The organism is Sinimarinibacterium flocculans, assembly GCF_003201205.1.
Lineage (GTDB): Bacteria > Pseudomonadota > Gammaproteobacteria > Nevskiales > Nevskiaceae > Solimonas > Solimonas flocculans.
Genome location: NZ_QICN01000009.1, coordinates 56,382 through 80,151, shown reverse-complemented (window position 1 = coordinate 80,151; position 23,770 = coordinate 56,382). Strand labels below are relative to the sequence as shown.

The following is a 23,770-nucleotide window of genomic DNA, read 5'->3' as shown; positions in this document are numbered from 1 at the left end:
TCACACGCTCCCTGCGGTTTGTTTTTCGGCCGCGTAGCGGATGGCCTTGACGATGTTCTGGTAACCCGTGCAGCGGCAGAGGTTGCCGGCCATGCCTGTGCGGATCTGGTCCTCGTCCGGGTCCGGGTTCTCCTGCAGGAACCGGTACGCGCGCACCAGCATGCCGGGCGTGCAGAAGCCGCACTGCAGGCCGTGCTCCTCGCGGAAGCCCTCCTGCAGCGGATGCAGGCCGTCCGGACCGGCGAGCCCTTCGACGGTGAGAACCTCGGCGTTCTGCGCCTGCACCGTCAGCACGGTGCACGACTTCACCGACCTGCCGTTGAGGTCGACCGTGCACGCACCGCAGTGAGAGGAGTCGCAACCGATGTGCGTGCCGGTGAGGTGCAGCCGCTCGCGCAGCGTGTGCACCAGCAGTTCGCGCGTCGGCACACTGACCGTGTGCCGCTCGCCGTTGACGGTGAAGCCGACAGTCTGTTGTTCGCTCATTTCGCCTCCTTCGCTCGCTCCAGCGCCTGGCGGATCGCGCGTCGCACCATCTCGCCGGCCATGTGGGTCTTGTATTCCTTGTCGCCGCGCAGATCCTCCGCGGGATCGCAGATCTGCATCGCCAGCTGCGCGGCGTTCTCGACCGCCGCGTCGTCGATGGCCTTGCCGGTCAGCGCCTGCTCGGCCGCGGACGCGCGCAGCGGCGTCGGGCCGACGTTGGTCAGCGTGATCGCGATGCGCTTGCAGATCCCGCGGTCCAACGTCAGAAGGACGCAGGCGGCGGCGATCGCGAAGTCGCCGGTCTTGCGCTTGAGTTTCTTGTACGCGTAGCCGGTTCCGGGTCCGAGCACGGGCACGCGGATCTCGGCGAGCACCTCGTTCGCTTCCATCGCCGTGAAATAGGTGCCGAAGTAGAATTCGTTCGCGGGGACGACGCGCTCGCCCTGGCTGCTGCGCAGGACGAAGTCGGCTTCGAGGGCCAGCATCACGGCCGGGTGGTCGTTCGCGGGATCGCCGTGCGCGACATCGCCGCCGATCGTGCCGCGGTTGCGCACCTGCGGATCCGCGATCCAGCGCGCGACCTCCGGCAGCAGCGGGCATTTCTGCTGCAGCAGCGCCGAGCCGATGATCTCGTTCTCGGTGCTCATCGGGCCGATGTGGATGCGGTCCCCGGCCTCGCGGATGCCCTGCAGTTCGGGGACGCCGCCGAGATCGATCAGCACCGCGGGTTCGGACACGCGGAACTTCATCATCGGCAGCAGGCTGTGACCTCCGGCGAGGAACTTGGCGTCGTCACCGGACTCGTCGATCAGCGCCAGCGCCTCCTTCAGGCTCGCCGGCGCACGATACGCAAAACTGGGCGGAATCATGTCGCTCTCTCCTCGTGGCTACGCTTGTGTTTGTTGTGCCTTTACGTCGCTTTGGCCATTAACCGCGCAGCGATGCCATTGCCGCAACATGAAATTCACGAAATGGCGTATTCGTGCAGGAACGGCGGCATCCGGCGCACGAACGGCATTGGCCGCAGCGGGCGCGCGCGGTTCGCGGCTCGCATGCCGCAATGCAGAATTGACCCTCGCGGCCGCAGGCTCAAGAATGCCGGCGCCCGATCCGCTGCATGGACTGCGCTTCGGCCCGCGACCGCTGCGTGCGGCGCAGGTCCGGCAGACGAAAGAACGGGATGCACAGGGCGCACAGAGACGCCCGGCCACGAGGACAGAAGATGGAGACCCTTCAGTACAAGCTGCAGAAGTTCGACCCCGGCGTCGTCGTGCTGGACTCCGGGCACCGCGTCATGTCGATGAACTTCCTCGCGCAGAAGATCCTCGGCAACATTCTCGGCAACCCGATCGGCCGCGACGTGCTGCAACTGCACCCGGAGAAAAGCCGCGCGAAGATCGAACTGCTGCTGCGCGACGGCGATGGTCAATGCCCGGCCGAATCACCGCCACCGATGACGATGATCATCAACATTCCCGACCGGGTGCTGCTGATCAAGGTGACGAAACTCGGCGACGGCAGCGGAGCGTTCTCGACCTGCATGATGTTCTACGACCTCACCGACATCACCACGCGCGAACACGACGATACGGGCGACGACGGCAAGCACAAGCAACTCGTCAAGATCCCGGTCGTCGTGCGCAACCGTGTCATCCTGATCTCGCTGTCGGACGTCGCCCACATGCAGGCGGTCGGCCATTACACGAACATCTTCACATCCGACCAGAAACACTTCTGCAATCTGTCGCTGTCCGACCTCGAACTGCGCCTGAATCCGGAGCAGTTCATGCGCGTCCACCGCAGTCACATCATCAGCCTGCATCACGTGCATTCGGTCGAGCGCGAGAACGAGCAGTACCACGTCGTGCTCGACACCGGCGACCGCGCGGTCGTGCCCCGTCAGCAGGGCGCGGCTCGGTCAGGTGAAGGAATATTTCGGGCTGACCTGAGCATTAACAGGCCTGGAGCGCCCGCGGCAGCATGACGGTGAACTCGGCGCCGCCCTGATCACGGACGATCGCCTCGCTGGCTTCTTTACAGTCAGCGCAGCGCCACCCAGTCGAGCAGGCGGTTGCGTTCGGCGTGCGACAGGCGCCCGAAGCGCTGTCGTGCCGGCGCGGCGGCACCGTCGTGCCAGAGCACGGCTTCCTCGATCGAGCGCGCACGCCCGTCGTGCAGCAGGGCCAGCGGCCGGCCGCTGCTCACGGCGTGGCCCAGGCCCCATAGCGGCGCCGTGCGCCACAGCGTCGGCACGGGACGTCCGTCCGCGCCGCGGTCCGCGAGCGGTGGCCCGAGGTCGTGCAGCAGCAGGTCAGTGTACGCGGCGATGCGCCGTACCGGGCCGGCGCCGGTCACCGGCAGATCGGGGCGGTGGCAGGCGGCGCATCCGGTGCGTGCGAACAGTGCGGCACCGTCGGCTTCGGTCGCTTCGTCGACGTCCGTGCGCGGCACGGCGAGCCAGCGCTGGAAGGCCAGCATCGCGTCGAAGAAATCGTCGGAGACCTCGGGCTGGCCTCCGTCGGGCGCCCGCTGGCACGCGGCGTCGGCGCCGCCGCAGTCGTCGCGCTCCGCGCCACGCGAAGTCAGGCCCATTTCCCGCGACAGGGCACGCGCGGTCTGCTCGTCCAGCGAAACCGAGTCCGCCTGCCAGCCGAACCGGCCGATCAGTCCATCGCGCCGCGATACTTGGCCGCGGACGCCGTTCTGCGGCCGTTCGGCGAGCGCGATGATGGCGGCGTCCGGCACGGCTTCGAGCAGACCGGCGCCGAACAGCGCCGGCGCGAGGCGCGGCTTGATCAGGCTGTGCTTGCCGATGGTGCCGAGGCGCAGCGCGCGCAGTTCGTAGCGGGGCTCGCGCAGACGCCATTCGCGGCCGTCCGGATAGCGGCCACGCCGCTCCGTGTACGCGACGAAGACGGTGCCTTCCGGCGCGTGGCCTTCGATCGCGCTGGTGTTCAACACGTGTCCATAGACCGGATCGGCCGCGTCCCCGGCGCCGAGCTGGATGACCAGTCCCACCGGCGCCGGTCCGGACTGCGCAGGACCCTGGCCGCGCGCGCCGTTGTTATGGCAGGCGTCGCAGCTCGCGGCGTTGAACATCGGTCCAAGGCCGTCGCGCCGCCCGGCGCGCGGCGTTCCGGCAGGCACCCAGGAGGTGTTGAAGACCGTCTGGCCGAGTTCGTAGCGGTCCCGTTCTTCCGCCGTCAGCACACGATACGACGGCGGATCGCGACGGTCGGTGAACGGGACGGTCGCGGGATCGGCCGCGGCCGCGGAAACGCTCAGCGCGCCGGCGAGGCAGGCGCCGAGCAGATCGCGCAGGCGTCTCGGACGATGCACGGTGGAACGGCCGTGCCTACGGACTGGCGTCGGGGGCCGCCGTCAGCGCGACCTGCACCTGCGTGGACACCGCGCCGGTGAGCTGCAGCAGGAGATCGCGCCCGGCCGGCAGTTCGTATATCACGATCTTGCGCGGCGCCGCGCAGCCGGGGCTGCCGCCGAAGTCCACCGACGGAATCGCCGTGCCGTCGGCGACGACGTCGATCCAGAAGCCGGCGTCGAGGGCGACGCGGTACAGACCGGCCCGAGCGACGCGGAAGCGCAACAGTCCACCGGAAGCTCCGTCGGCCAGCATCTTCTTGCTCGGCGGTGCCGCGTAGCGCAGCGTTTCCTGCGGCGACAGCGCGGCCCGGTAGAGTCTGTCCGGAACGATGGTCGGCGCTGTGCCGGGATCGGTTCCGGCACGCACGTCCTCGGCTGCGGTCGCGAACAGCGCGCGTTCCGCGGCGACGTTGTCCCACTTGAACCCGTCGCAGCCGTCCTGCGCGAACGTGGCGGCCGGCAGGATCACTCCGAGGACGACGGTCAGTCTTGCGAGCGCCAAAACTGTCAATGGTTTCATCATGGCCTCAATAGCGATAGTCGATCTGCGCGAGCCAGGTGCGGCCGGGCTCGAAGAAGCCTTCCTGGTAAGCGTACAGCTCGTCGGTGAGGTTGCGGGCGCCGGCCTCGATGCCGATGCGCGGCACCGGTTCGTAGCGCACGAAGGCGTGCACCAGCGTGAAGTCGTCGGCGACGCGCGCGCCGTCGGTCGTGCTGTAGCGCTCGGATTCGTGCTGGGCGTCGGCCTTCAGCGTCCAGCCGGCGACCGGCTGCCAGCGCGCGGCGAGACGGTACTTGCGCTCAGGCGTACTGAGCGGGCGGATGTCCGGGCTCGTGCGATTGTCGCGGTCCAGCAGGCTCACCTGCACGTCGAGCCTGAGCGTGTCCAGCGGCCGCCAGCCCAGCGCAAGCTCGGCGCCGCGGTTGCGCTGCTCGCCGATGTTGCGCTGCTGGAAGCAGGTCGGGTTCGGCGAGGTGCACAGGTCCGCGTCGATGATCACGTTCTCGATCGCATCGTCGATGTCGGCCTGGAACAGCGCGACGCGCAGATCCCAGCGTTCGCGCTTCTCGGTCCAGCCAAGCTCATAGTGCTGCGCGGTCTCCGGGCCGAGGTTCTCGTTGGGGATCGCCGCCCCCATCCGGAAGGAGAAGCGATCCTTGATCGTCGGGAAGCGGGTCTTGCGGCTGACGCCGGCGATCAGCGCGCCAGTGGGCGTCGCCGACCATGCGGCGACGAGCTGCGCGTTGTCGCCGTCCGCGCGGCCGACCTCGAAGAGCAGGATCTCGCTGCCGTCGAAGTTCTCGGCGCGGCGGCCCTGCTGCACCGTGTACGCGTAGCCGGGCGTCAGCGTCAGCGCCGGCGTCACGCGCCATTCGTGCTCGACGGCGAAGGCCCAGGAGCGGTCCTCGTAGCGCTCCTCCGGCGAGTCCACGTCGTCCACTTCGCGGTGCACGTCCTGCTTCCAGTGCACGGCGGTGCGCGTCGCATGCGCTGCACTCCAGCTCCACTCGAAGTCCGCGTTGCCGCCAAAGGTGTAGTCGTCGTAGACGCTGCCCTCGAACGCGTACGGCCGCGTGAAGCTGGAGTAGGTCTCGTCGTCGAAGGAGCTGAGGGAGTTGGAGAAGCTGTCGTGGTACAGCCGCCAGCGCAGCGTGCCGGCGCCGCCGATGCCGTTGCGCGCGGTGAAGTAGAAGCTCTCCTTGTCCCAGAACGGCCACTGCCAGAAACGTGCCTGCACGCCCGGCGCGGTGCCGGCGTAGGGCGGCACGTTCTTCTCGCCGTCCTGGCGGTAGTAGCTCAGCGCGTACTCGTCGCCGCGGCCGGCGACGTAGCCGAGCTTGGCGCTGATGACAGTATCCCGGCTGTCGGCGTTCCTGCGCTTGCGGTCCGGCTGCGCCGGTGTCGGCTCGAAATCGTCCGCCAGGCTGTAGCCCTCCGAGTCCACGTGCGAGGCGGTGAGATGCGCGTACCAGTTGCCGCTGATGCCGCCGACCGAGCCGGACACGCGCGAACGCAGCGAGTCGCCGCGTTCGCCCATCTCGGCGCCGACCTCGAAGGAGGTCTCGAGCGGCGCCGTGGGACGACGGCTGACGACGTTGATCGCGCCGCCGAGGATGTTCGGGCCGTACAGGACCGACGCGAGGCCCTTGGAGACGATGATCTCTGAGACGTAGTCGATGCCGAAGCGCGAGAGGTCGACGTTGCCGTCGTAGGGCACGTAGACCGGCACGCCGTCGATGAACAGCGGCACCTGCCGGCTGGAGAAGCCGCGCACCGAGACCAGGCGCTCGCGCCGCTGGCCGACGTTCTCCAGCGTCACGCCCGGCAGCAGGTCGAGCGCCTCGGAGAGATCCCTGGTGTGCAGGGCCTGCATGGTTTCGGCGTCGACGCGCTCGACCGCGAACTGCGCCGCGGCGGACTCGCGCTCGCCGATGACCTCGACAGTACCAAGCTCGAAAACACCGTCGCGCGTCTGCGCACCTGCCGCTGCCGGAACCAGCACCGCCGCCACGAATGCAGCCCTGAACTGTCGCATCGTTCTCCCCCAGTTATCAAAATTCCATCGACATGTAAAAAATTACATATCGATGCTCGGCCGTCGTTATATAGAAAAATACATAACGATGTCCAGCCATCCCCTCTGACGGGGGCAAAGGGTTTCAGTCGAGGCGCACGAGGATGACGCTGGCGGCGCTGAACAGCGCGATCGCCGGTGCGGAGCGGCGCAGGCCCAGGGCGTCGACGCTGGCGTTGGTGACGATCGCGGCCAGTGTCTGGCCGCCGGCGAGTTCGAGCACGACCTCGGCGTTCACCGCGCCGCGGGCAACGCGGCGCACGCGGCCGTGCAGCTGGTTGTCGGCGGAGCAGGCCAGCGGTGCCGGCGTGCCCGCCGCGAGCATGATCCACGGCGCCTTGATCAGCGCCGTGATCGGTGTGCCGGCCTGCAGGCGCAGCGTGCGCGTGCTCTCGCGGGTGATCGTCGCGCGGATGCGGTTGTCACCGCCGATCTCCAGATCGACCTCGTCGTTGACGGCACCGGTCTTGATGTGTGTCACGCGGCCGGCGAGCTGGTTGCGCGCGCTGCTCAGCATCGCCAGCCGACCGAGCACCGGCAGATCGCGGCTCGCGCCACGCCGTTCGCGTTCGATGCGCGCGACAAGGCTGCGGCGCTCGGTCTGAAGGCGTTCGTACAGATCGAGCAGTTCCTGTCCGCGCGTCGTCAGCCGCGTGCCGCCGCCGCCGCGTCCGCCGGCGACGCGGTGCACGAGTGGTTCGCCAGCGAGGTTGTTCATCGTCTCGACCGTGCTCCATGCCCCCTTGTAGCTGAGGCCCACGGCCTTGGCCGCGTGCGTGATCGAACCGCTGGCCGCAATCGCCTGCAACAGTTCGAGGCGGCGCTGTTTGCCGCCGGCAAGCTGCGAGAGCAGGTCCGCGTCCATCGCCTCAGGCCGGACGGTCCGCAGCCACCGCACGGCGCTGCCGGAAAAGCGGGTTCATCAACAGACCTCCTGATCCCCAAGACGCATCCCGGACGGCGCATTATAGGCGCACCGCCGCTCAGCACACCGATCTGAGCGAGAGTTTCGGCAGCAGCCCCTCGCCCTCACGCAGCATGAAATCCCAGAACGAGTGCGTACCCGGACCGAAGCGGTGGTCGGCGCGCCCTCGCCCACTTTTCTCATAGGGTCGCGTCCGGCGCCCGCGGCAGCACGACGGTGAACTCGGCGCCGCCGCGATCACCGTTGGCGGCGGTGAGGCTGCCGCCGTGATCGCGGACGATCGCCTCGCTGATCGACAGCCCCAGGCCGGTACCCTTGCCGATCGGCTTGGTCGTGAAGAACGGATCGAAGATGCGCGTCAGGTCATCCGGCGGAATGCCGCCGCCGTTGTCGCTGAAGCGCAGCCAGACAAGATCGCCGTCGCGGCCCGCGGTGATCCACAGCAGAGGCCTGTCGACGCCCTCCATTGCGTCGATCGCGTTCTGCATCAGGTTCACCATGACCTGGTGCAACGAACCCTCGTGTCCCCATGCCAGCAGCGCGGCATCGACATCCACCGCGATCTCCACCGGCCGCGTCGCGCCCTGCTGGATCCAGTGCGCCGCACTGTCCAGCGTCGTGGCCAGCGCCACCGGCACCGGATCGCCGCGCTGGCTCGCGGTGTATCGGCGCAGGTCGTTGACGATGTCACGCACGCGCTCGGCGCCTTCGAGCGTGCCGGCAATCAGCGGGTCCAGGTCTTCCAGCGTGCGGTCCAGCTGCAGGCTGCGGCGCAGCTCGGCCAGCTCCGTATCGGCCTCGCGCACGTCCACCGCTGCGAGGTAGCAGCGGATGCGCTCGGCATACTTGCGCAGCGTATGCACGTTGGAATAGACGAAGCTGATCGGGTTGTTCAGCTCGTGCGCGACACCGGCCACGAGGCGGCCCACCGTCGCCAGCTTCTCGGAGTGCACCAGTTGCTGTTGCGTACGCTTGAGTTCGAGGTGCGCATCGTTGAGCGCGTCGTAGGCGCGGCGCAGTTCGCCGACCGGCCTGCCGATCAGCACCATGCCGATGAAGCGCTCGCGGCGGTCCCGGCGCGGCGTGCAGTTGACCGCCACCGGCGCCGGACCGTCGCGGCCGGCCAGCGTCAGTTCCACGTCCTTGACGACCTCGTTGCGCGCGCGGCCGAGCAGCGTGTCGAGCAGTTCATGGTTGTCGTCGATGAACAGGGTGTGCAGCAGGCGGCCGCGCAGTGCGTCCTCGGAGCTGCCCACCAGTTCGGTGACGGCGCGGTTCGCCTGCTGGATGCGGCCCTGCGCGTCGCAGACGATGAGCACGTCGAACATCGACGACAGCACGCTGGAGATGAAGCGGTGCGCGCCCTCCAGCGCGTGGTTCTTGCTTTCAAGGTCAGCCTCGTAGCGGATCAGGTCCGCGTAGACCTCGTCCATCTTGCGGACGACGTCGATCCATGCGCTTTCGCTGAACTCCGCCACCTCGGGCTGACTGCCGCCGGCGACGCTGCTGAACAGGCTGGTGACGGGTTCCTTCTGGCGACGCGGCATCACGTGAAACCGGGGTGGAGGCGCCCCTATTATTGATCCGGCCACGATCAACTTGGAAAGATCGGTGGCCGCTTCGATGAAGCGCCCCGCCTCGCCGTTACAAGGCAGCTGGCACCGACGGCCGCGTCAGGGGTGGCGCAAGCGGCCGGCTGCCGAGGCGGTCCCGCAGCCACGCGTACCACTCCTGAAGCCCCTCGCCGCTGTATGCGGAGACCTGCATCACGTGGATGCCCGGATTCACTTCGCGCGCGCAGGCGATGCAGCGCGCCACGTCGAAGCGCAGGTGCGGCAGCAGGTCGATCTTGTTGAGCAGCATCACCGACGCGGCGCGGAACATGTGCGGGTACTTGGCCGGCTTGTCCTCGCCCTCGGTGACGGAGAGGATCACCACCTTGGCGTGCTCACCCAGGTCGAACAGCGCGGGGCACACGAGGTTGCCGACGTTCTCGATCATGACGACGGAGTGCGGCGGCGGATCGAGCCGGCGCAGGCCCTGGGCCAGCATGTCCGCCTCGAGATGACAGCCGGTGCCGGTGTTGATCTGCACCGCATCGCAGCCGGTCGCGCGAATGCGCTCGGCATCGTTCACCGTGGCCTGGTCGCCCTCGATGACGCTGACCACCGGATCGCCGCCGAGATCGCGGATCGTGCGCTCCAGCAGCGTGGTCTTGCCCGATCCCGGCGAGCTGACGAGGTTCAGCGCAAGAATCCCCCGCCCCTCCAGCCAGCCGCGATTGCGCTCGGCGATGAGCTGGTTCTTGGAGAGGATCTCCTGCTCCAGCGCGACGGTACCGCCGTGCCGCCACGCGTGCAGGGTCGCGGCATCGCGGGCATGGGGGTGCTCGCCGTCGCCATGATCGTGATCGTGCCCATGGTCGTGCGGATGATCGTGATCGTGCTCGTGGCGATGCGGGTGCCGGTGCGGCCGGTCGTGCGTATGGCCGTGGCCGGGTCCGTCGTGCTCCGCGCCGTGCTCATGTTCGTGGTCGTGCGTATGCGGGTGACTGTGCGGATGCCCGTGATCGTGCGGGTGCGCCGCATCGTGCCCGTGCTCATGATCGTGGTCATGGTCATGGTCGTGTCCATGACTGTGTCCGTGATCATGCGCATGGACATGGGGATGCGGGTGAGGATCGTGATCGTGCGCGGCGCGCATCCCGCTGTAGGTCACTTTGGCATTGTCGGAACATCCGCAGACTACGCACATGGCGCCACCTCCATTTCCTTGATCTTCAGCTCCTCGCCCGCCAGCAGCTCCAGCTCCGCGCTGCCGCAGGCCGCACAACGCCCGTAGGGCTGCTCCAGGGCGGTCTCCGCGCCGCAGCCGCGACAGCGCGCCCGGCCCGGCGTCTCGATGATCTCCAGCGCCGCGCCCTCCAGCGAGGTGCCCTGCGCGCAGACGTCGAAACAGAACCGCACCGCATCCGGCAGGATGGCCGCCAGCTTGCCGATCTCCAGCGTCACCCGCAGCACCTTCGCGCCCTTCGCCTGTTCGCTGACGATGGAAACGACGCTGCGGGTGATGCCGAGTTCATGCATGGACGGCAGCTTCCATGTGGACGTCGAACAGGCGCTCGGCCGGGCTCGTGATCACGCGCTCGGCCACCTCCGCCTTGAGCCGCACCAGCGCGATCTCCTGCGCGGCATCGCGCTGCGGCAGGCTCGCCAGCGCGAAGAATTCCTCCGATACGACACCGGGGCGCAGCGCGACCGACACCTCCAGCGCACGCTCGCGCACCAGGAAACGGAAGGCGTCCAGCCGCGCGCAACTGCCGCCGTCCGCGTGCTGCGTGTAGCGGTTGCGCGTGACCGCGCGCGTCACGAACTCGATCGCATCGCGCACACCCGGCCCGTGGTGCCAGGAGACGACGTGCAGGTCGCGACGGTCCCAGACGCGGCGCGCGCCGGACAGCCGCGCGGCGGCACAGGCCATCGCCTGGAAGCCGATCGCCGCGCCGGCCAGCGCGCCGTCGCCGTGGTACTCGAGCAGGCTCGCGTAATGCAGTTCGATCAGACGGCCGTGATCGCGGATCAGGATGGATGCGGGCATGGGTCTTTCCTCGACAGATCAGCAGATACGGGGCAGCTGTTCGCCCACCAGCATGTCGACGATGCGTTCGCCGCCGAATCCCGTTTCCAGGATCACCGCGCCGCGCGGTCTTTCGGCGATGCACCCGACCACCGCCGCGTCGCGGCCATCGGGATGCGCGCGCATCGCCTCGATCACGCGCTCCGCCGCATCGGCCGGCACGACGGCGACCAGCTTGCCCTCGTTGGCGAGATACAGCGGGTCCAGCCCGAGGATCTCGCAGGCGCCCTTGACCGTCTCTCGCAGCGGCAGGGTTTCCTCGCGGATGCGGATCGCGACACCGGAATCCTGAGCGAACTCGTTGAGCACCGTGGCGACACCGCCGCGCGTCGCGTCGCGCAGGCAGCGGATGTCCGGGCAGGCGGCGAGCATCGCGTCGATCAAACCATTGAGGGGCCGGCAGTCGCTGGGAATGTCGGCCTCCAGCGCAAGCTGCTTGCGTGCAATCAGGATCGCGGCGCCGTGGTCGCCGAGATGGCCGCTGACGATCACCGCGTCGCCGGGTCGAGCGCGCGCAGAGGAGATCTCGATGCCGGCCGGGATCACGCCGATACCGGCGGTGTTGATGAACAGCTTGTCGGCGGAACCGCGCTCGACGACCTTGGTATCGCCGGTGACGATGCGCACGCCCGCGGCCTCGGCGGTGCGCCGCATGCTCTCGGCGACGCGGCGCAATGTCTCCACCGGCAGCCCCTCTTCCAGGACCACGCCGCAGGACAGGTACAGCGGCCGCGCGCCGCTGACGGCGAGGTCGTTGACCGTGCCGGCCACCGCGAGCGTGCCGATGTCGCCGCCGGGAAAGAACAGCGGATCGACCACGTAGGTGTCGGTGGTGAACGCGAGGCGGTCGCCGTGCCGCGCCAGTGCCGACAGCGGCACGCGCGCCTGGTCTTCCATCGCCGCCGCGTCCGGCTGGCCGAAGGCGCCGACGAAGACATCCTGGATCAGGTCGCGCATCGCCTTGCCGCCGGCACCGTGCGTGAGGTTGATCGTGACGTCGTTGATGCGCGCGCGGCGCGGCGGGAATGGCGCGGACATGTCGTTCATGCCCCCGCCTCCGCGGTGTCGTGCGATGCGCGCGTCTCGAAGCGCGCGTACTGATAGTAGGCCGCGCAGGCGCCCTCGCTGGAGACCATCAGCGAACCCAGCGGCATTTCCGGCGTGCAGGCCGTGCCGAAGACCTTGCAGTCGCGCGGACGGATCGCGCCCTTGAGCACCTCGCCGCACTGGCAGGCCTTGGGATCGGCGATCTTGAGGTTGGGGATCGGGAACTTGCGCTCCGCGTCGAAATCCGCGTACTCCGCGCGGATGCGTACGCCGGAATGGTCGATCGAACCCAGTCCGCGCCATTCGAAGAACTCGCGCAGCTCGAACACCTCCTGGATCGCGCGCAGCGCCTGCGCATTGCCGTCGCGCGGCACGATGCGGCCGTACTGGTTCTCGATTTCGCTGCGGCCCTCGGCGATCTGCCTGAGCACCATGTACACCGACTGCAGCACGTCCAGCGGCTCGAAGCCGGCGACGACCAGCGGCCTGCCGTAGTGATGCGCGATGAATTCGTAGGGGGCCTGCCCGATGACCATGCTGACGTGGCCCGGGCCGAGGAAGCCGTCGAGTTCCATGCCCGGCGAATCGAGGATCGCCTTCACCGTCGGGATGATGGTGATGTGATTGCAGAACAGCGAGAAGTTGCGCAGCCCCTCGGCCTTCGCCTGCATCACGGTCATCGCCGTGCTCGGCATCGTCGTCTCGAAGCCGAGACCGAAGAACACGACCTCGCGGTCCGGGTTGTCGCGTGCGAGCTGCAGCGCGTCCAGCGGCGAGTAGACCATGCGCACGTCGGCGCCGTCGGCCTTGGCCTTGAGCAGGCTCTTCTTCGAGCCGGGCACGCGCATCGCGTCGCCGAAGGTCGTGAAGATCACGTCCCGCCGCTCGGCCAGCGCCACGCAGTCGTCCACGCGCCCCATCGGCAGCACGCAGACCGGACAGCCCGGCCCGTGCACGAACTGCACGGACTCCGGCAGCAGCTGCTGGATGCCGTAGCGGAAGATCGAATGCGTGTGGCCGCCGCAGACTTCCATGATCAACAGCGGCCGCTCCGGCGTGCGGCCGATGCGTTCGGCCAGTTGCGCGATCTCGCGGGCGATCTCCTTCGCCCGCGCCGGATCGCGATACTCGTCCACATGTTTCATGCGGGTGTCTCCATGTTCTTGAGTCCGCCGCGATCGTCGGCGAGCAGGGTATGCACCAGGTCCCAGAGGATGTGGTAGAGCGCCACGTGCGTTTCCTGCACGCGATGCACGCTGTCGCTGTCCACGACGAGGCAGTGATCGACGTCGCCGCAGGTCGCCATGCGCCCGCCGTCGTGACCGGCCAGGCCGATGGTGACCAGCCCCATCGCCCTGGCGCGCGCGAAGGCCGTGAGCAGGTTGTCCGAATTGCCGCTGGTGGAAATGCCGATCAGGCCATCGCCGCGGCGTCCGTGCGCGATGACCTGCCGGGCGAAGATGTGCTCGAAGCCGACGTCGTTGCCGACGGCCGTCATCATCGCGGTATCGGTGATGAGGTTGATCGCCGGCAGCGCCGGCCGGCCGGCCGTGACCGGATGCTGGAACTCGACGGCGACGTGCGCGGCATCGCAGCTCGATCCGCCGTTGCCCATGCACAGCAGGCGGCCGCCGCCGCGATAGACATCGGCGATCGCACGCGCGGCGGCGACGATGCGCCCGCCCTGCGCGGCGAAGAAGCGGCGCTTGGTTTCGAGGCTGTCGTCGCACTTCTGGCGGATCGACTCCAGCAGCGCGGCGTCGAGCCTGCCGGCGTCCTGACGCGCCCCGTGCAGGAACGGATAAAGCCCTTGCAGCGCCGAGGTGCTGCCGCTCATGACGGCGTGCCGTAGCTGGCCGCGGACCCGCGCATCGCGTCGATCTCCGCCTGCGCCTCGCCGATCTGCTCCAGCAGTTCCAGCGTGCGCCGGGCCTCGTCCTCGTCGATGCGGCTCATCGCGAAGCCGACGTGCACGAGCACCCAGTCGCCCACGCAGGATTCCGGCGGGTGTGCGTCATCGACGATGAACGCGATGCTGATGGCCCGCCGCACGCCGCCGACATCCACCACCGCGCGGCGCTGCGCCGCATCGGTGACCTCGACGATCCGTCCGGGAATACCCAGGCACATGATTCACTCTCCTCGTCGTTCTGCTGCGGACAGCGCGCGCGCCGCCGCGATCACGGCCTGGCCCAGCGACAGACCGCCATCGTTGGCGGGCACCTGCCGATGGGCCAGGACATCGAAACCCGCCGCGCGCAGGCGCGCAGCCACCTGTTCGTGCAGCACGCGGTTCTGGAACACGCCGCCGGACAGCGCCACGCGGCGCACGCCGCCTGCCGGCGCACCATCGGCGCAGAGCTGACGCACCATCGCGACGATCACCTTCGCCAGTCCCTTGTGGAAGCGCGCCGAGATCACCGGTACCGGAGTACCGAGGATCAGGTCGCCGAGCAGGGCCTGCCACATCGCCAGCGGCTCGATGTACGGCAGCCCGCTCTTCAGGCGCGGGACCGCGAACGGATACGCGAGCGTGTCGTCCGCATCGGCCAGCGTGCCGGCATCGGCCAGCGCCTCGAACTCGATGGCCGCCTGCCCTTCGTACTGCGTCCGTTCGCGGCAGATGCCGGCGGCGCCGGCCACCGCGTCGAACAGCCGGCCGCAGGAACTGGCCGGCGGCGCCTGCGTGCCGGACGCGAGCATGCCGTCGATGAGCGCGCGCGACTGCGCGGCGAGGAAGCGATGCAGTTCCAGTTCCGCGTAGTCGTTCGCGAAGCGCGCCCAGCCCATCTCCGCCATCAGGTGTGCATAGGTGTTGCGCCAGGGCTCGCGCATCGCGCGGTCGCCGCCGATCAGCGCCACCGGCTTGAAGGTGCCGAGACGACGCGCGGCGCGGTAGTCCGCGAGCAGGAACTCCCCGCCCCACAGCGCATCGTCGTCGCCGTAGCCGAGGCCGTCGAGCGCGATGCCGAGCACCGGCGGCGCGGCCAGCGCCACCTCGTTGTCGGCGAGGCAGGCGGCGACGTGCGCGTGGTGATGCTGCACCGTCGCCAGCGGCAGGCCCCGTGCCGCCGCCTGTTCGCGACCCAGCCTGGACGAGCGGTAGTCCGGATGCAGGTCCACCGCCAGCCACTCGGCACGATGCTCGAACAGCTGCTCGTAGTCGGCGAGCGCGCGCCGGTAATCCTCCTGCGTGCGCGGGTTGTCGAGATCGCCGACGTGATGCGAAACGATCGCCTCGCCGGCACGCAACAGGCAGAAGGTGTTCTTCAGTTCGCCGCCATAGGCGAGCACGGCGGGCGCACGCTCGAACCCGGCCGGCAGCCGCAGCGGCGCCGGGGCATAGCCGCGCGCACGGCGCAGCAGGCGCGGCACGCCGTCGACGATGCGCGCGACGGAATCGTCCACGCGCCGCGCGATCGGCCGGTCGTGCGTCAGCACGTAGTCCGCGATGCGGCCGAGCCGCGCGCCGACCTCGGCGTCGTCGATGCATTGCGGCTCGTCGGCGAGGTTGCCGCTGGTGAGCACGATGGGCCGGTCCATGCGCCTGAGCATCAGGTGATGCAGTGGCGTGTTCGGCAGCATGAAGCCGAGCGTGCGCAGGCCGGGCGCAACGCCGTCGTCGACGCGGCGCGCGCCGTCCGCCACCAGCAGCACGACCGGCGCCGCCGGGCTCGCCAGCAGCGCGGCCTCGTCGTCGCTCACGGCGCAGTGGCGGCGGATCACGTCGAGATCGCGCGCCATCAGGGCGAAGGGCTTGCGCGGCCGCCGCTTGCGGTCGCGCAGGCGCGCCACGGCATCGGCGCGCGTCGCGTCGCAGGCGAACTGGTAGCCGCCCAGGCCCTTGATCGCGACGATCTCGCCCCGCTGCAGCAGCGTGCAGGCGGCGTCCACGTCGTCGAGCATCGTCAGCATGTCCGCCGCCATCGCCGCGCCGTCGGTGCGCAGCAGGCGCGCGCGCGGACCGCAGGCGTGGCACGCCACCGGCTGCGCGTGAAAGCGGCGGTCCTGCGGCGAGGTGTATTCGTCCCGGCAGTCGTCGCATAGCGCGAAGCCGCGCATCGTCGTGTGCGCGCGGTCGTAGGGGATCGCCTCGACGATGCTCAGGCGCGGTCCGCAATGCGTGCAGTTGGTGAACGGATAGCGGTAGCGGCGCGCGAACGGATCGAAGATTTCCGCGCGGCAGTCCGTGCAGGTGGCCGCGTCCGGGACCACGCCGGTACGCGCGGCGCCGCCTTCGCTGTCGACGATGCGGAAATCACCCGCATCCTCCGGCACCGCGGGCCTGCGGATCACGCGGTCGATGCGCGCCAGCGCCGGCATCTCGTCGCGCAGCGCACGTGCGAAACGCTCGATGGCGGCCGCGTCGCCCTGCACGTGGAGATCCACGCCGTCGCCGTCGTTGCGCACCCAGCCGCGCAGACCTTCGCGGCGCGCGAGCCGCCAGACGGTGGGCCGGAAGCCGACGCCCTGCACGAGACCCTGTACGCGGATGCGCTCGGCCTGCGCCGCGACGGGCTGCATCACCGCGCTCATCGCACCAACTCCGGCGCGACCGGCCACAGCAGCACGCGGTTGTTGCCGGAGTCGGCGACGACGGCGACACCGTCCTGCTGCGTGACGCCGTACGGCCAGCACAGGCTGTCGTGCGCCGGCATCTGCCAGCGGTTGTCGCCCTTGGCGTTGAAGTCGTACTGGCCGCTGAGCGCCCTCGCCTCGGCACCGATACCAAGGTCGTCCACGTGCCACGCGAGAATGCGCGAGTTGGCGGTGTCCGCCGCGAGCAGCCAGTCGCCCGCGGCACACAGGCCATAGGGCATGTTGAGACTGCCGGCGGACGGCCAGTACAGCGACTGGTTGTGATCCACGTCCCGCACGTTGCGCTGACCCAGCAGGTGATCGCAGGCGGCGCCGTGCGCGGCCGGCACGCCGTTCCAGACCATCACGCGGTTGTTGCCGGCGTCTGCGACGCAGACGCGGCCGTTCCAGGTCGCGATCGCGTGCGGCCAGCGCATGCTGCGCGCGTCGGGCTCGCCGCCGCCGTTTTCATCGCGGCGGTCGAAGTCGCGCTGGCCCAGCACGAGGTCCGCGGGCTGGCCGTGCGACGACGGCAGGCCGCGCCACATCAGCACGCGGCGGTTGCCGCTGTCGGCGACCCACAGATGCGCGCCGTCCCAGTGCACGCCATAGGGCCAGAACAGCCGGTCGGCGCGCGGCTGCGGCTGGCCGCGATTGCTCTCGCCCTGCGCGGCATCCGCCTGCCCGAGCACGACGTCGGCCGGCACGTGGCTCGCCTGCGGACGCCGGTGCCAGACCAGCACGCGATGGTTCCACGCATCCGCCACCGCGAGGCCGTCGCCACAGGCGGCGATGCCGGTCGGCACGTTGAGCGTGGCGGCGCCGACGGCGCCTTTCGCGTTGCGGCCTTCGTGCTCGAAATCCGGCTGGCCGATCACCCAGTCCGCAGGCGCGTCGTCGCGCGCGGGCGCCTGCGCCCATCCGAGCAGACGGTGATGGCCGGTGTCGCAGATCCACAGGGTCTCGCCGGCGAGGCAGGCGCCGCGCGGGCCGAACAGCGTCGCCGGTCCCGGCCGCACGGGTGCGGCCAGACCATCCGCCGCGTCCGCGCCGCCGATGCGCACGCGCGGCCCGGCCCGGTCCAGCGCCGGCAGCCCGCAGGGCCGCGCGCCGCGGTGCAGCGCGGGCGTGAGGCCGACCCGGAGCACGGTAGCGCTCATCAGTCCTCGATCCTCACCTGCACGCGTCGCCCGATCACGCGCACGGCATGGGTCCGCAGCTGCACTTCCGGCGCGGTCAGGCATTCGCCGGTTTCGAGCAGGTACCGGAAGCCGTGGTAGCCGCAGGTGATGACGCCGTCGGCGACCTCCCCCATGTCCAGCGGCATGCCCAGGTGCGCGCAGCGGTTGTCGAAGCAGCTCACCGCGTCGCCGTGGCGCGACAGCAGCAGCGCGCGCCCCTTGATCTCGCAGGCGAGGATGCCGCGCTCCGGAATGCGGTCCAGCGTCGTGGCATCCTGCCAGCCGCCCTTGGCGCCCAGCGCGAACGGACTGATGTAGTGGACGCTGCCGCCCTCGCCCCGAGCCGGAGATGCGTTCGCGGCCTCCGCGCTGCGGCTCACCTGATGGATGTGCAGGATCTCCGGGCAATGCTCGCGGATGGCTTTCTCCACTCCCTGCGTCAGCGTCGTGCTCGACGCCGGGCAGCCGTGGCAGGAGCCGGTCAGGCGCAGTTCGACCGTGTCCGGCGGCTTGACCGCCACCAGTTCGACACCGCCGCCGTGCGATTCCATGAACGGCCGCACGTCTTCCAGCGCACGCCGCACGCGCTCTTCCAGCGGATCGCGCACCAGGCCGTGAAAACGCAGCACTCCCCAGACGACGGGATCGGACAGCGCTTCGCGCAGCCGCGCGTTCGCGGCCGGATCGCCCTTGAGCGCGCGGATCATCCGGCGCAGCGCTTCCTTGTGCAGATCCTCGATCGCCGACTTGAGCGCCTGCGCACCCATGCGCTGCGGCTCGTCCCAAGCCTCGACGAGGTTCTCGACCGCGGCGATGGACTGCACCAGACGATCAAGGTCATCTGCTGCATCCGGGGCTGGCGGCACGCTGGCGTCCGGCATCGCGTTCATGGGGTGGCCTCAGTTGTATTTCAGGTCCTTGAACAGCCAGGGCTGCAGTGCGCCGAAGATCAGGCCGACGCCCAGCACGACCAGCCAGACCGGCAGGCCGATCTTCACCAGGACGACGACGGCGATCAGCGCCGGCACGAAGCCGATGGCCCACTGCCGCACGACCATCGCCGGATCGCGGAACAGCTTGCCCTTGAAAAACAGCTTCAGCGAGTTGAGGAACATGTCCCACATGGCGGCGCCTCCGTCAGACCAGCATCAGCACGATGAGCCCGACCAGCACCGCCGGCACCGCCGCCGTGGGGCCGAACATCGCGCCCATCAGCGACGCCAGGTCATTGCCCAGGTCCTTGCCCGCGAGCTTCAGGCCCGCCAGCGCGCCGCCGGCCAGCGCCGCGATGAAGGCCAGTGCCGTCCAGACCAGGACCGTCGCGATACCGATCTGACCGCTGCCGAGTTGCCGCATCAGCTCTTCCATTGTCGCGCTCCTCTGTTTTCGTCACGGATGCTCATCGGGCTGCGTGCGAGCCGTCGCCACCGTTGCCATTGGCCGGCCGCGCCCGCGCCAGTTCGCCGTCGATGTCCAGCATGGCGTCGTCGATGACGCCGACGCCATGCGCGTTGGAGAACCGGGCGAAGACCTCGCGTGCTTCCTCGTACAGTGTGCGCGCCCGCAGCAGGCCCGACTCGCGCCCCATGCCGGGCGCGTCCGGATCCTCCGGCAGGTTGCGCAGCACGTTGGCCTTGTTCGACAGCGTGTTCGCGTATTCCAGCGGCGTGTCGCGCGCATTGCGCACCTTCAGCGCCTCGTCGTAGGCCGCGAGCGCGCGCAGGTTGTTCTCGAGCGGATGGCCGCTGCTCGCGTATTGCAGGGCGTTGCCGAGGTTGTTCTGGATCATCGCGTACTCGCTCGGGTGATCGACGAGGTTCACGACCTTCAGCACTTCCTCGAAGGACTGCACCGCCAGCGCCTCGCGCATCTGCGCGCGCTCGTCGGCGAGCGGGATCGACAGGTACGCGATCGCGAGGTTGTTGTGCAGGATGGCGTACTCCTGCGGATGCGACTCCCGCGTGAACACACGCAGCGCGCGGTGATAGCACTGGATCGCATCCTGGATGCGCGCGCCGCCATTGGCGGCCAGCGACTGCTGGGTCAGCCCGAGGTTCATCTCGACCTCGGCGGCTTCCTCCGGGCGTCCATGCCGAGCCAGCTCCGGCAGCGCCGACTCGTAGAATCCGCGCGCCTGTTTCAGCGCGTCGCTGCCGCCGTCCGGCAAGGCCTGCAGCGCGGTCCCGAGACGCGCGCGGATGCGCGCCGCCAGCACACCTTCGGGATTCAGTTCGAGCGCGCGGCGATAGAGCGCGATGGCCCGATGCAGGTCATCGACCTCCTTCGGCCGCGACTGCATGCCCATGGCGACCTCCATGAGCATCTCCGCCTTTTCGGCATCCGTCGCGGCATCGGACTCGATGGCCCGGATCGCCGCATCGTACTGCGACTGCGAAAGCGCCTGCCCCATTCCTTCTTCCTCCATGACCGCGACCTGGATCGGCCGTCAGCCGCACGTGGGTGGGGGGGGTACGGATTGCAGCGTAGGAGCCCCGAACAGGACTGTCAATCAATCTGACAGAGTGAAAAGAAAGTTATCACTGACAAGCGCGTTATCAGGGTGCATGAAAGCCGCTGAACCTTGATCTGCGGGCAAAAACGGCACCTACCGCAAACTCGCTGAACACCCTCCGCCCCGACGGCAACGGGCATTGCGTCAAACGCTGCGCAACACCGGCCGGACAACTGGCATCGCGCACAGCGCGCCGTCCCTGAGCAACAGCGTCCGCGAGGCGACGCAGCGCAGGAAATGCGGATCGTGCGAGACGATGACCATGGCCTGCGGCAGGCCGAGCAGCAGCCGCGTCACGCGTGCCTGCGCATCCTCGTCCAGGCAGGTGGTGGGCTCGTCCAGCAGCAGCACGTCCGGCTGCATCGCCAGCACCCCGGCCAGTGCCACCGCGCGCTTCTCGCCGCCGGAGAGCTGGTGCGTGGGTCGCTGCGCGAGGTGGGCGAGCCCGAGGTCCGCCAGGGTGCGCGCGACGATGCCGCGCACCTGCGCGTGGCTGTAGCCCTGGTTCAGCGGGCCGAACGCGACGTCCTCTTCTACCGTCGGGCAGAACAACTGGTCGTCGGCGTCCTGGAACAACAGGCCGATGCGCCCGCGCAGCGGACGGAAATCAACCTCGTCCCGGCACAGGTGTCCGAACAGTTCGACCGTGCCGGCGGCAGGCCGCTCCAGCCCCATCAACAGCTGCAGCAGCGAGGACTTGCCGCTGCCGTTGGCGCCGGACACGCCCAGGCGCTCGCCGGCCCGCAGTTCGAACAACACGCCTTCGAGCAAGGGCCGGCCGGCGTGGTAGCGGAACGCGAGGTTCCTGACGCGGATCAACGGGACCTGGATCGCTGGATCGTTCATGGCATCACCATCGCCGCGGCGAGCGCGCCGGCGAACAGGCAGGCGAAGCGGACATCCCGCGCGCCAGCGTGAAAGTGGTTGAGGACCGGAAACTGTCCGCGCCAGCCGCGGCAGCGCATGGCCCGCTCGATGCGGGCCGCCCGGTCCAGGCTCTGCGCCAGCAGGCAGGCCACCAGATAGGCCGACGTGCGAACGGTGTGGGCATTGCAGCGGGCGACGTAGCCGCGCGCCTTCATCGCCCGGTCCATGCGCAGGCGCGAGTCGTTGAGCACGTCGATGTAGCGGACCGCAAACATCAGGATGCGCACCAGCTTGTCGGGCACGCGCAGGTGCAGCAGCGCGTGTGCCAGGACCGTCGGCTCGATCGTCGCCACCAGCGACGTCAGCAGCAGCACCAGCGTGTTCCCGGTGAGGATGATCCGCAACGCCTGCGCCAGTCCCTCGCGGCTCGCGCCCAGCGCGCCCGCCTGCCAGATCGTTTCGCCCTGCATGCTGAACGGCACGGTGAGCAGCACGATCGCCATGAACGCGTTGAGCACCCGCAGGCGGCGCCACAGCGGCCGCCACGGGATGCGCGCGACCAGCACCAGCACCGCCGCCAGCGCACAGGCGGCCAGCAGCGGTCCCGGACGCGACGTGGCGGCGATGCAGACGCTCGCGGCCAGCACGCACAACAGACGCACGCGCGGGTCGATGCGGTGGATCACCGAGTCCCCATGCGCCAGCGGATGGACGACGGACGTCGTCATGTGAGCGCCGGCGCCAGCAAGGTCGGGCGCGTGCGGGCGAGCAGGAACACCACCGCGCCGGTCACCGCCGCCTCCGCGGCCATGACCGGCAGATGCGCCAGCAGCACCGTGCCGATCAGCGGCCAGTACGCCGTGCCGCTGGACAGCCACAGTGCCAGGGTCATCAGGCCGATCCCCAGCGCCACCGCACCGCCGCCGGCCAGTGCCCCGCGCAATCCGGCCTGATGCGGCGTCAATGTCGAGAATCCCGCATGGAACAGGCAGGAACACAGCACGGCCGGCACGCCCATGACGACGATGTTGGCGCCCAGCACCGACAGGCCGCCGAAGCCGAACAGCAGGGCCTGCAGCAGCAAGGCTACCGCAATCACCGGAAACGCCGCCCAGCCGAGCAGGACGCCGCAGAGGCCGTTGAGCACGAGATGCACGGCGCTGACGCCGACCGGCAGGTGGATCAGCGAGGCGACGAAGAACATCGCGCACAACATGCCGGCCTGGGGAATGCGTTCATCCGGCAACTTCTTCAGGCCAACGGCGATCGCCCCCGCCGCGAGCATCGCGCCCCCGGCGAGCACCGGCACGCTCAGCACCCCCTCGGAGATATGCATCAGCCGCCTCCCCTGCGCGCCCGCCACCAGACCCACGCACCCGCGAGCCCAACGATGAAACCCAGGCCGGCGACGATGTTCTGGAGGCGGATGCGCTTTTCATAGCGCGCGATGTCCTCGCGCAGCGGTTGCAGTTCGCCGCGGATCAGCGCCGCGAGCCTTGCGTCGTCCAGCGCAGCGACCGGGGATGCGGCGGACGGCGGCAGCGGACCGACACGCACGCGCGTCTCGGCGCGATGCCCCTCCTCGCCTTCGGCAACGACGAGGTATTCGCCGTGGCGGCTCAGCGCAAAGACGAAGCGGCCGTCGTCCACGGTCTGCGTCGTTGCCAGACGTGCCCCGCCGGCATCGAACAGCAGGACCGTTTCGCCGGTCGCGGGCGTCTCGTCCGAATAGAACGCGCGCCCGGCGATGCCGTCGGCCTGCGGCGCGGCGACCACGCGCAGGCCGTGCGCCCAGCCGGCACCCACCGCACCGATCGTCAGCACGACAGCCAGCGGTATCCGCCATGGGCGCACGTTGCGGATCACGCTATTCCACCTTGAACAGCAGGTTCGCGGAGAGATTGACCCGATCCGCCTCCGGCCCGTCGTGCGCGACGCTGTGCGCGACACCGAGCATCTGTGTACCGCGGTGGACTTCAATGGCGGCACGTCCGTTGGCGTCGGTGGTCACCGGCGCTTCATCGTCATGGCCACCGGCATAGACCCTGGCACCCGCGAGCGGCCTTCCTTCATGAAGCACCTGCACATTCACCTTCTGGCGATCGCGCGGAGCGGTTGCGGACACGGCGACCAGTTCCAGGGGCTGTCCCAGCGGGCGGGTCACCACATCGCCCCACGACAGCACGGTCTTGCCGTACTTCAGCGATTGCGTGCCCTCGGCCGCGCCGGTCACGGTCCTGGCTTCGTTGCGGGACTGCCCACCCACCCGGCTCCAGTAGCCGTTGTCGAAATCCAGCGTGAGCACTGCCGCGTCCGACGCAGGCGTCGCCGTCGCACCGTCGGCGCTTCTTTCCACCGCGACCGCCACCGGATCGCCGTTCGCGCTCCAGGCGCGGACCTGGCGGATCTTCGCCGGATCGTAAGGGTCGCCCGCCGCGGTATGGCCGTAGCGCACGGCATGCGCGGGGCCGTCGATCGCGATCCACGCGTCGTGTGCCCATGCCGATCCCGACGCCCCCCACAGCAGACACAGCGCCACGCCTGATTTCATGACATTCATGATGTTCATCATTCGGATTCC

At 69.3% G+C, this 23,770-nt stretch carries 26 protein-coding genes; 1 reads left to right on the top strand and 25 read right to left on the bottom strand.

Features of this window, described 5'->3' with window-relative positions; genetic code table 11:
* Window positions 1-486, bottom strand: coding sequence for a (2Fe-2S)-binding protein (locus C8D93_RS15320; RefSeq protein WP_110266091.1), 486 nt, complete (start codon window positions 484-486; stop codon window positions 1-3).
* A complete protein-coding gene (locus C8D93_RS15315; RefSeq protein ID WP_110266090.1) occupies window positions 483-1,355 on the bottom strand; it encodes an FAD binding domain-containing protein in 873 nt (290 codons plus the stop codon). The genes C8D93_RS15320 and C8D93_RS15315 overlap by 4 nt, the downstream gene beginning before the upstream one ends.
* 353 nt (window positions 1,356-1,708) lie before the next feature.
* Between C8D93_RS15315 and C8D93_RS15310 the strand changes: the two genes are divergently transcribed.
* The gene (locus C8D93_RS15310) at window positions 1,709-2,470 is read left to right on the top strand and encodes a LytR/AlgR family response regulator transcription factor (protein WP_170124051.1); all 762 of its coding nucleotides are present in this window, start codon (window positions 1,709-1,711) and stop codon (window positions 2,468-2,470) included.
* Between the two features lie 56 nt (window positions 2,471-2,526).
* On the opposite strand, the gene C8D93_RS15305 is transcribed toward C8D93_RS15310, so the two are convergent.
* From C8D93_RS15305 to C8D93_RS15195, 23 genes are all read right to left on the bottom strand, one after another.
* Window positions 2,527-3,825: a di-heme oxidoredictase family protein gene (locus C8D93_RS15305; protein WP_245903928.1), complete on the bottom strand. Its 1,299-nt coding sequence runs from the start codon at window positions 3,823-3,825 to the stop codon at window positions 2,527-2,529.
* Window positions 3,826-3,841: 16 nt separating this feature from the next.
* Window positions 3,842-4,387: a hypothetical protein gene (locus tag C8D93_RS15300; RefSeq protein WP_146216626.1), complete on the bottom strand. Its 546-nt coding sequence runs from the start codon at window positions 4,385-4,387 to the stop codon at window positions 3,842-3,844.
* A 7-nt stretch (window positions 4,388-4,394) separates the two neighbouring features.
* Window positions 4,395-6,404 carry a TonB-dependent receptor plug domain-containing protein gene (locus C8D93_RS15295; protein ID WP_110266087.1) on the bottom strand — a complete coding sequence of 670 codons (2,010 nt, stop codon included), beginning with the start codon at window positions 6,402-6,404 and terminating at the stop codon, window positions 4,395-4,397.
* 124 nt (window positions 6,405-6,528) lie between these two features.
* Entirely contained in the window at window positions 6,529-7,308 is a 780-nt protein-coding gene (locus C8D93_RS15290; protein WP_110266086.1) for a molybdenum-dependent transcriptional regulator ModE, read from the bottom strand.
* A 239-nt stretch (window positions 7,309-7,547) separates the two neighbouring features.
* On the bottom strand, window positions 7,548-8,915 hold the full coding sequence (locus C8D93_RS15285; RefSeq protein WP_110266085.1) for a sensor histidine kinase: 1,368 nt from the start codon (window positions 8,913-8,915) through the stop codon (window positions 7,548-7,550).
* A gap of 97 nt (window positions 8,916-9,012) precedes the next feature.
* The gene (gene hypB, locus C8D93_RS15280; protein WP_245903927.1) at window positions 9,013-10,086 is read right to left on the bottom strand and encodes a hydrogenase nickel incorporation protein HypB; all 1,074 of its coding nucleotides are present in this window, start codon (window positions 10,084-10,086) and stop codon (window positions 9,013-9,015) included.
* A 26-nt stretch (window positions 10,087-10,112) separates the two neighbouring features.
* Entirely contained in the window at window positions 10,113-10,454 is a 342-nt protein-coding gene (hypA, locus tag C8D93_RS15275) for a hydrogenase maturation nickel metallochaperone HypA (RefSeq protein ID WP_110266083.1), read from the bottom strand.
* Window positions 10,447-10,965: a hypothetical protein gene (locus C8D93_RS15270; RefSeq protein WP_110266082.1), complete on the bottom strand. Its 519-nt coding sequence runs from the start codon at window positions 10,963-10,965 to the stop codon at window positions 10,447-10,449. The genes hypA and C8D93_RS15270 overlap by 8 nt, the downstream gene beginning before the upstream one ends.
* Before the next feature lie 18 nt (window positions 10,966-10,983).
* Window positions 10,984-12,042: a hydrogenase expression/formation protein HypE gene (hypE, locus tag C8D93_RS15265; protein ID WP_110266218.1), complete on the bottom strand. Its 1,059-nt coding sequence runs from the start codon at window positions 12,040-12,042 to the stop codon at window positions 10,984-10,986.
* A gap of 5 nt (window positions 12,043-12,047) precedes the next feature.
* Window positions 12,048-13,196, bottom strand: coding sequence for a hydrogenase formation protein HypD (gene hypD / locus C8D93_RS15260; protein WP_110266081.1), 1,149 nt, complete (start codon window positions 13,194-13,196; stop codon window positions 12,048-12,050).
* Entirely contained in the window at window positions 13,193-13,888 is a 696-nt protein-coding gene (locus C8D93_RS15255; protein WP_110266080.1) for a D-sedoheptulose-7-phosphate isomerase, read from the bottom strand. Before C8D93_RS15255 ends, hypD begins: the two co-directional genes overlap by 4 nt.
* Window positions 13,885-14,181, bottom strand: a complete 297-nt coding sequence (locus C8D93_RS15250; protein WP_110266079.1) for a HypC/HybG/HupF family hydrogenase formation chaperone — start codon at window positions 14,179-14,181, stop codon at window positions 13,885-13,887. Before C8D93_RS15250 ends, C8D93_RS15255 begins: the two co-directional genes overlap by 4 nt.
* A gap of 3 nt (window positions 14,182-14,184) precedes the next feature.
* Window positions 14,185-16,587 (bottom strand): carbamoyltransferase HypF, encoded by a 2,403-nt coding sequence (gene hypF / locus C8D93_RS15245; RefSeq protein WP_211307377.1) that lies wholly within the window; start codon window positions 16,585-16,587, stop codon window positions 14,185-14,187.
* The gene (locus C8D93_RS15240; protein ID WP_211307376.1) at window positions 16,584-17,789 is read right to left on the bottom strand and encodes an NHL repeat-containing protein; all 1,206 of its coding nucleotides are present in this window, start codon (window positions 17,787-17,789) and stop codon (window positions 16,584-16,586) included. The genes hypF and C8D93_RS15240 overlap by 4 nt, the downstream gene beginning before the upstream one ends.
* Window positions 17,789-18,700, bottom strand: coding sequence for a NifU family protein (locus C8D93_RS15235; protein ID WP_211307375.1), 912 nt, complete (start codon window positions 18,698-18,700; stop codon window positions 17,789-17,791). Before C8D93_RS15235 ends, C8D93_RS15240 begins: the two co-directional genes overlap by 1 nt.
* Window positions 18,701-18,709: 9 nt before the next feature.
* Window positions 18,710-18,934 (bottom strand): hypothetical protein, encoded by a 225-nt coding sequence (locus C8D93_RS15230; RefSeq protein WP_110266077.1) that lies wholly within the window; start codon window positions 18,932-18,934, stop codon window positions 18,710-18,712.
* 13 nt (window positions 18,935-18,947) lie between these two features.
* Window positions 18,948-19,178, bottom strand: coding sequence for a hypothetical protein (locus C8D93_RS15225; protein ID WP_110266076.1), 231 nt, complete (start codon window positions 19,176-19,178; stop codon window positions 18,948-18,950).
* A 31-nt stretch (window positions 19,179-19,209) separates the two neighbouring features.
* Window positions 19,210-20,235 carry a tetratricopeptide repeat protein gene (locus C8D93_RS15220; protein WP_211307374.1) on the bottom strand — a complete coding sequence of 342 codons (1,026 nt, stop codon included), beginning with the start codon at window positions 20,233-20,235 and terminating at the stop codon, window positions 19,210-19,212.
* Window positions 20,236-20,466: 231 nt separating this feature from the next.
* Window positions 20,467-21,168: an energy-coupling factor ABC transporter ATP-binding protein gene (locus tag C8D93_RS15215; RefSeq protein ID WP_110266074.1), complete on the bottom strand. Its 702-nt coding sequence runs from the start codon at window positions 21,166-21,168 to the stop codon at window positions 20,467-20,469.
* Window positions 21,165-21,917 (bottom strand): cobalt ECF transporter T component CbiQ, encoded by a 753-nt coding sequence (gene cbiQ / locus C8D93_RS15210; RefSeq protein WP_110266073.1) that lies wholly within the window; start codon window positions 21,915-21,917, stop codon window positions 21,165-21,167. Before cbiQ ends, C8D93_RS15215 begins: the two co-directional genes overlap by 4 nt.
* A complete protein-coding gene (cbiM, locus tag C8D93_RS15205; protein WP_110266215.1) occupies window positions 21,914-22,525 on the bottom strand; it encodes a cobalt transporter CbiM in 612 nt (203 codons plus the stop codon). Before cbiM ends, cbiQ begins: the two co-directional genes overlap by 4 nt.
* Window positions 22,525-23,055 carry a NikL family nickel/cobalt ECF transporter subunit gene (locus C8D93_RS15200; RefSeq protein ID WP_110266072.1) on the bottom strand — a complete coding sequence of 177 codons (531 nt, stop codon included), beginning with the start codon at window positions 23,053-23,055 and terminating at the stop codon, window positions 22,525-22,527. Before C8D93_RS15200 ends, cbiM begins: the two co-directional genes overlap by 1 nt.
* A 1-nt stretch (window position 23,056) precedes the next feature.
* Window positions 23,057-23,761 carry a DUF4198 domain-containing protein gene (locus tag C8D93_RS15195; protein ID WP_170124050.1) on the bottom strand — a complete coding sequence of 235 codons (705 nt, stop codon included), beginning with the start codon at window positions 23,759-23,761 and terminating at the stop codon, window positions 23,057-23,059.
* Window positions 23,762-23,770: the final 9 nt, after the last annotated feature.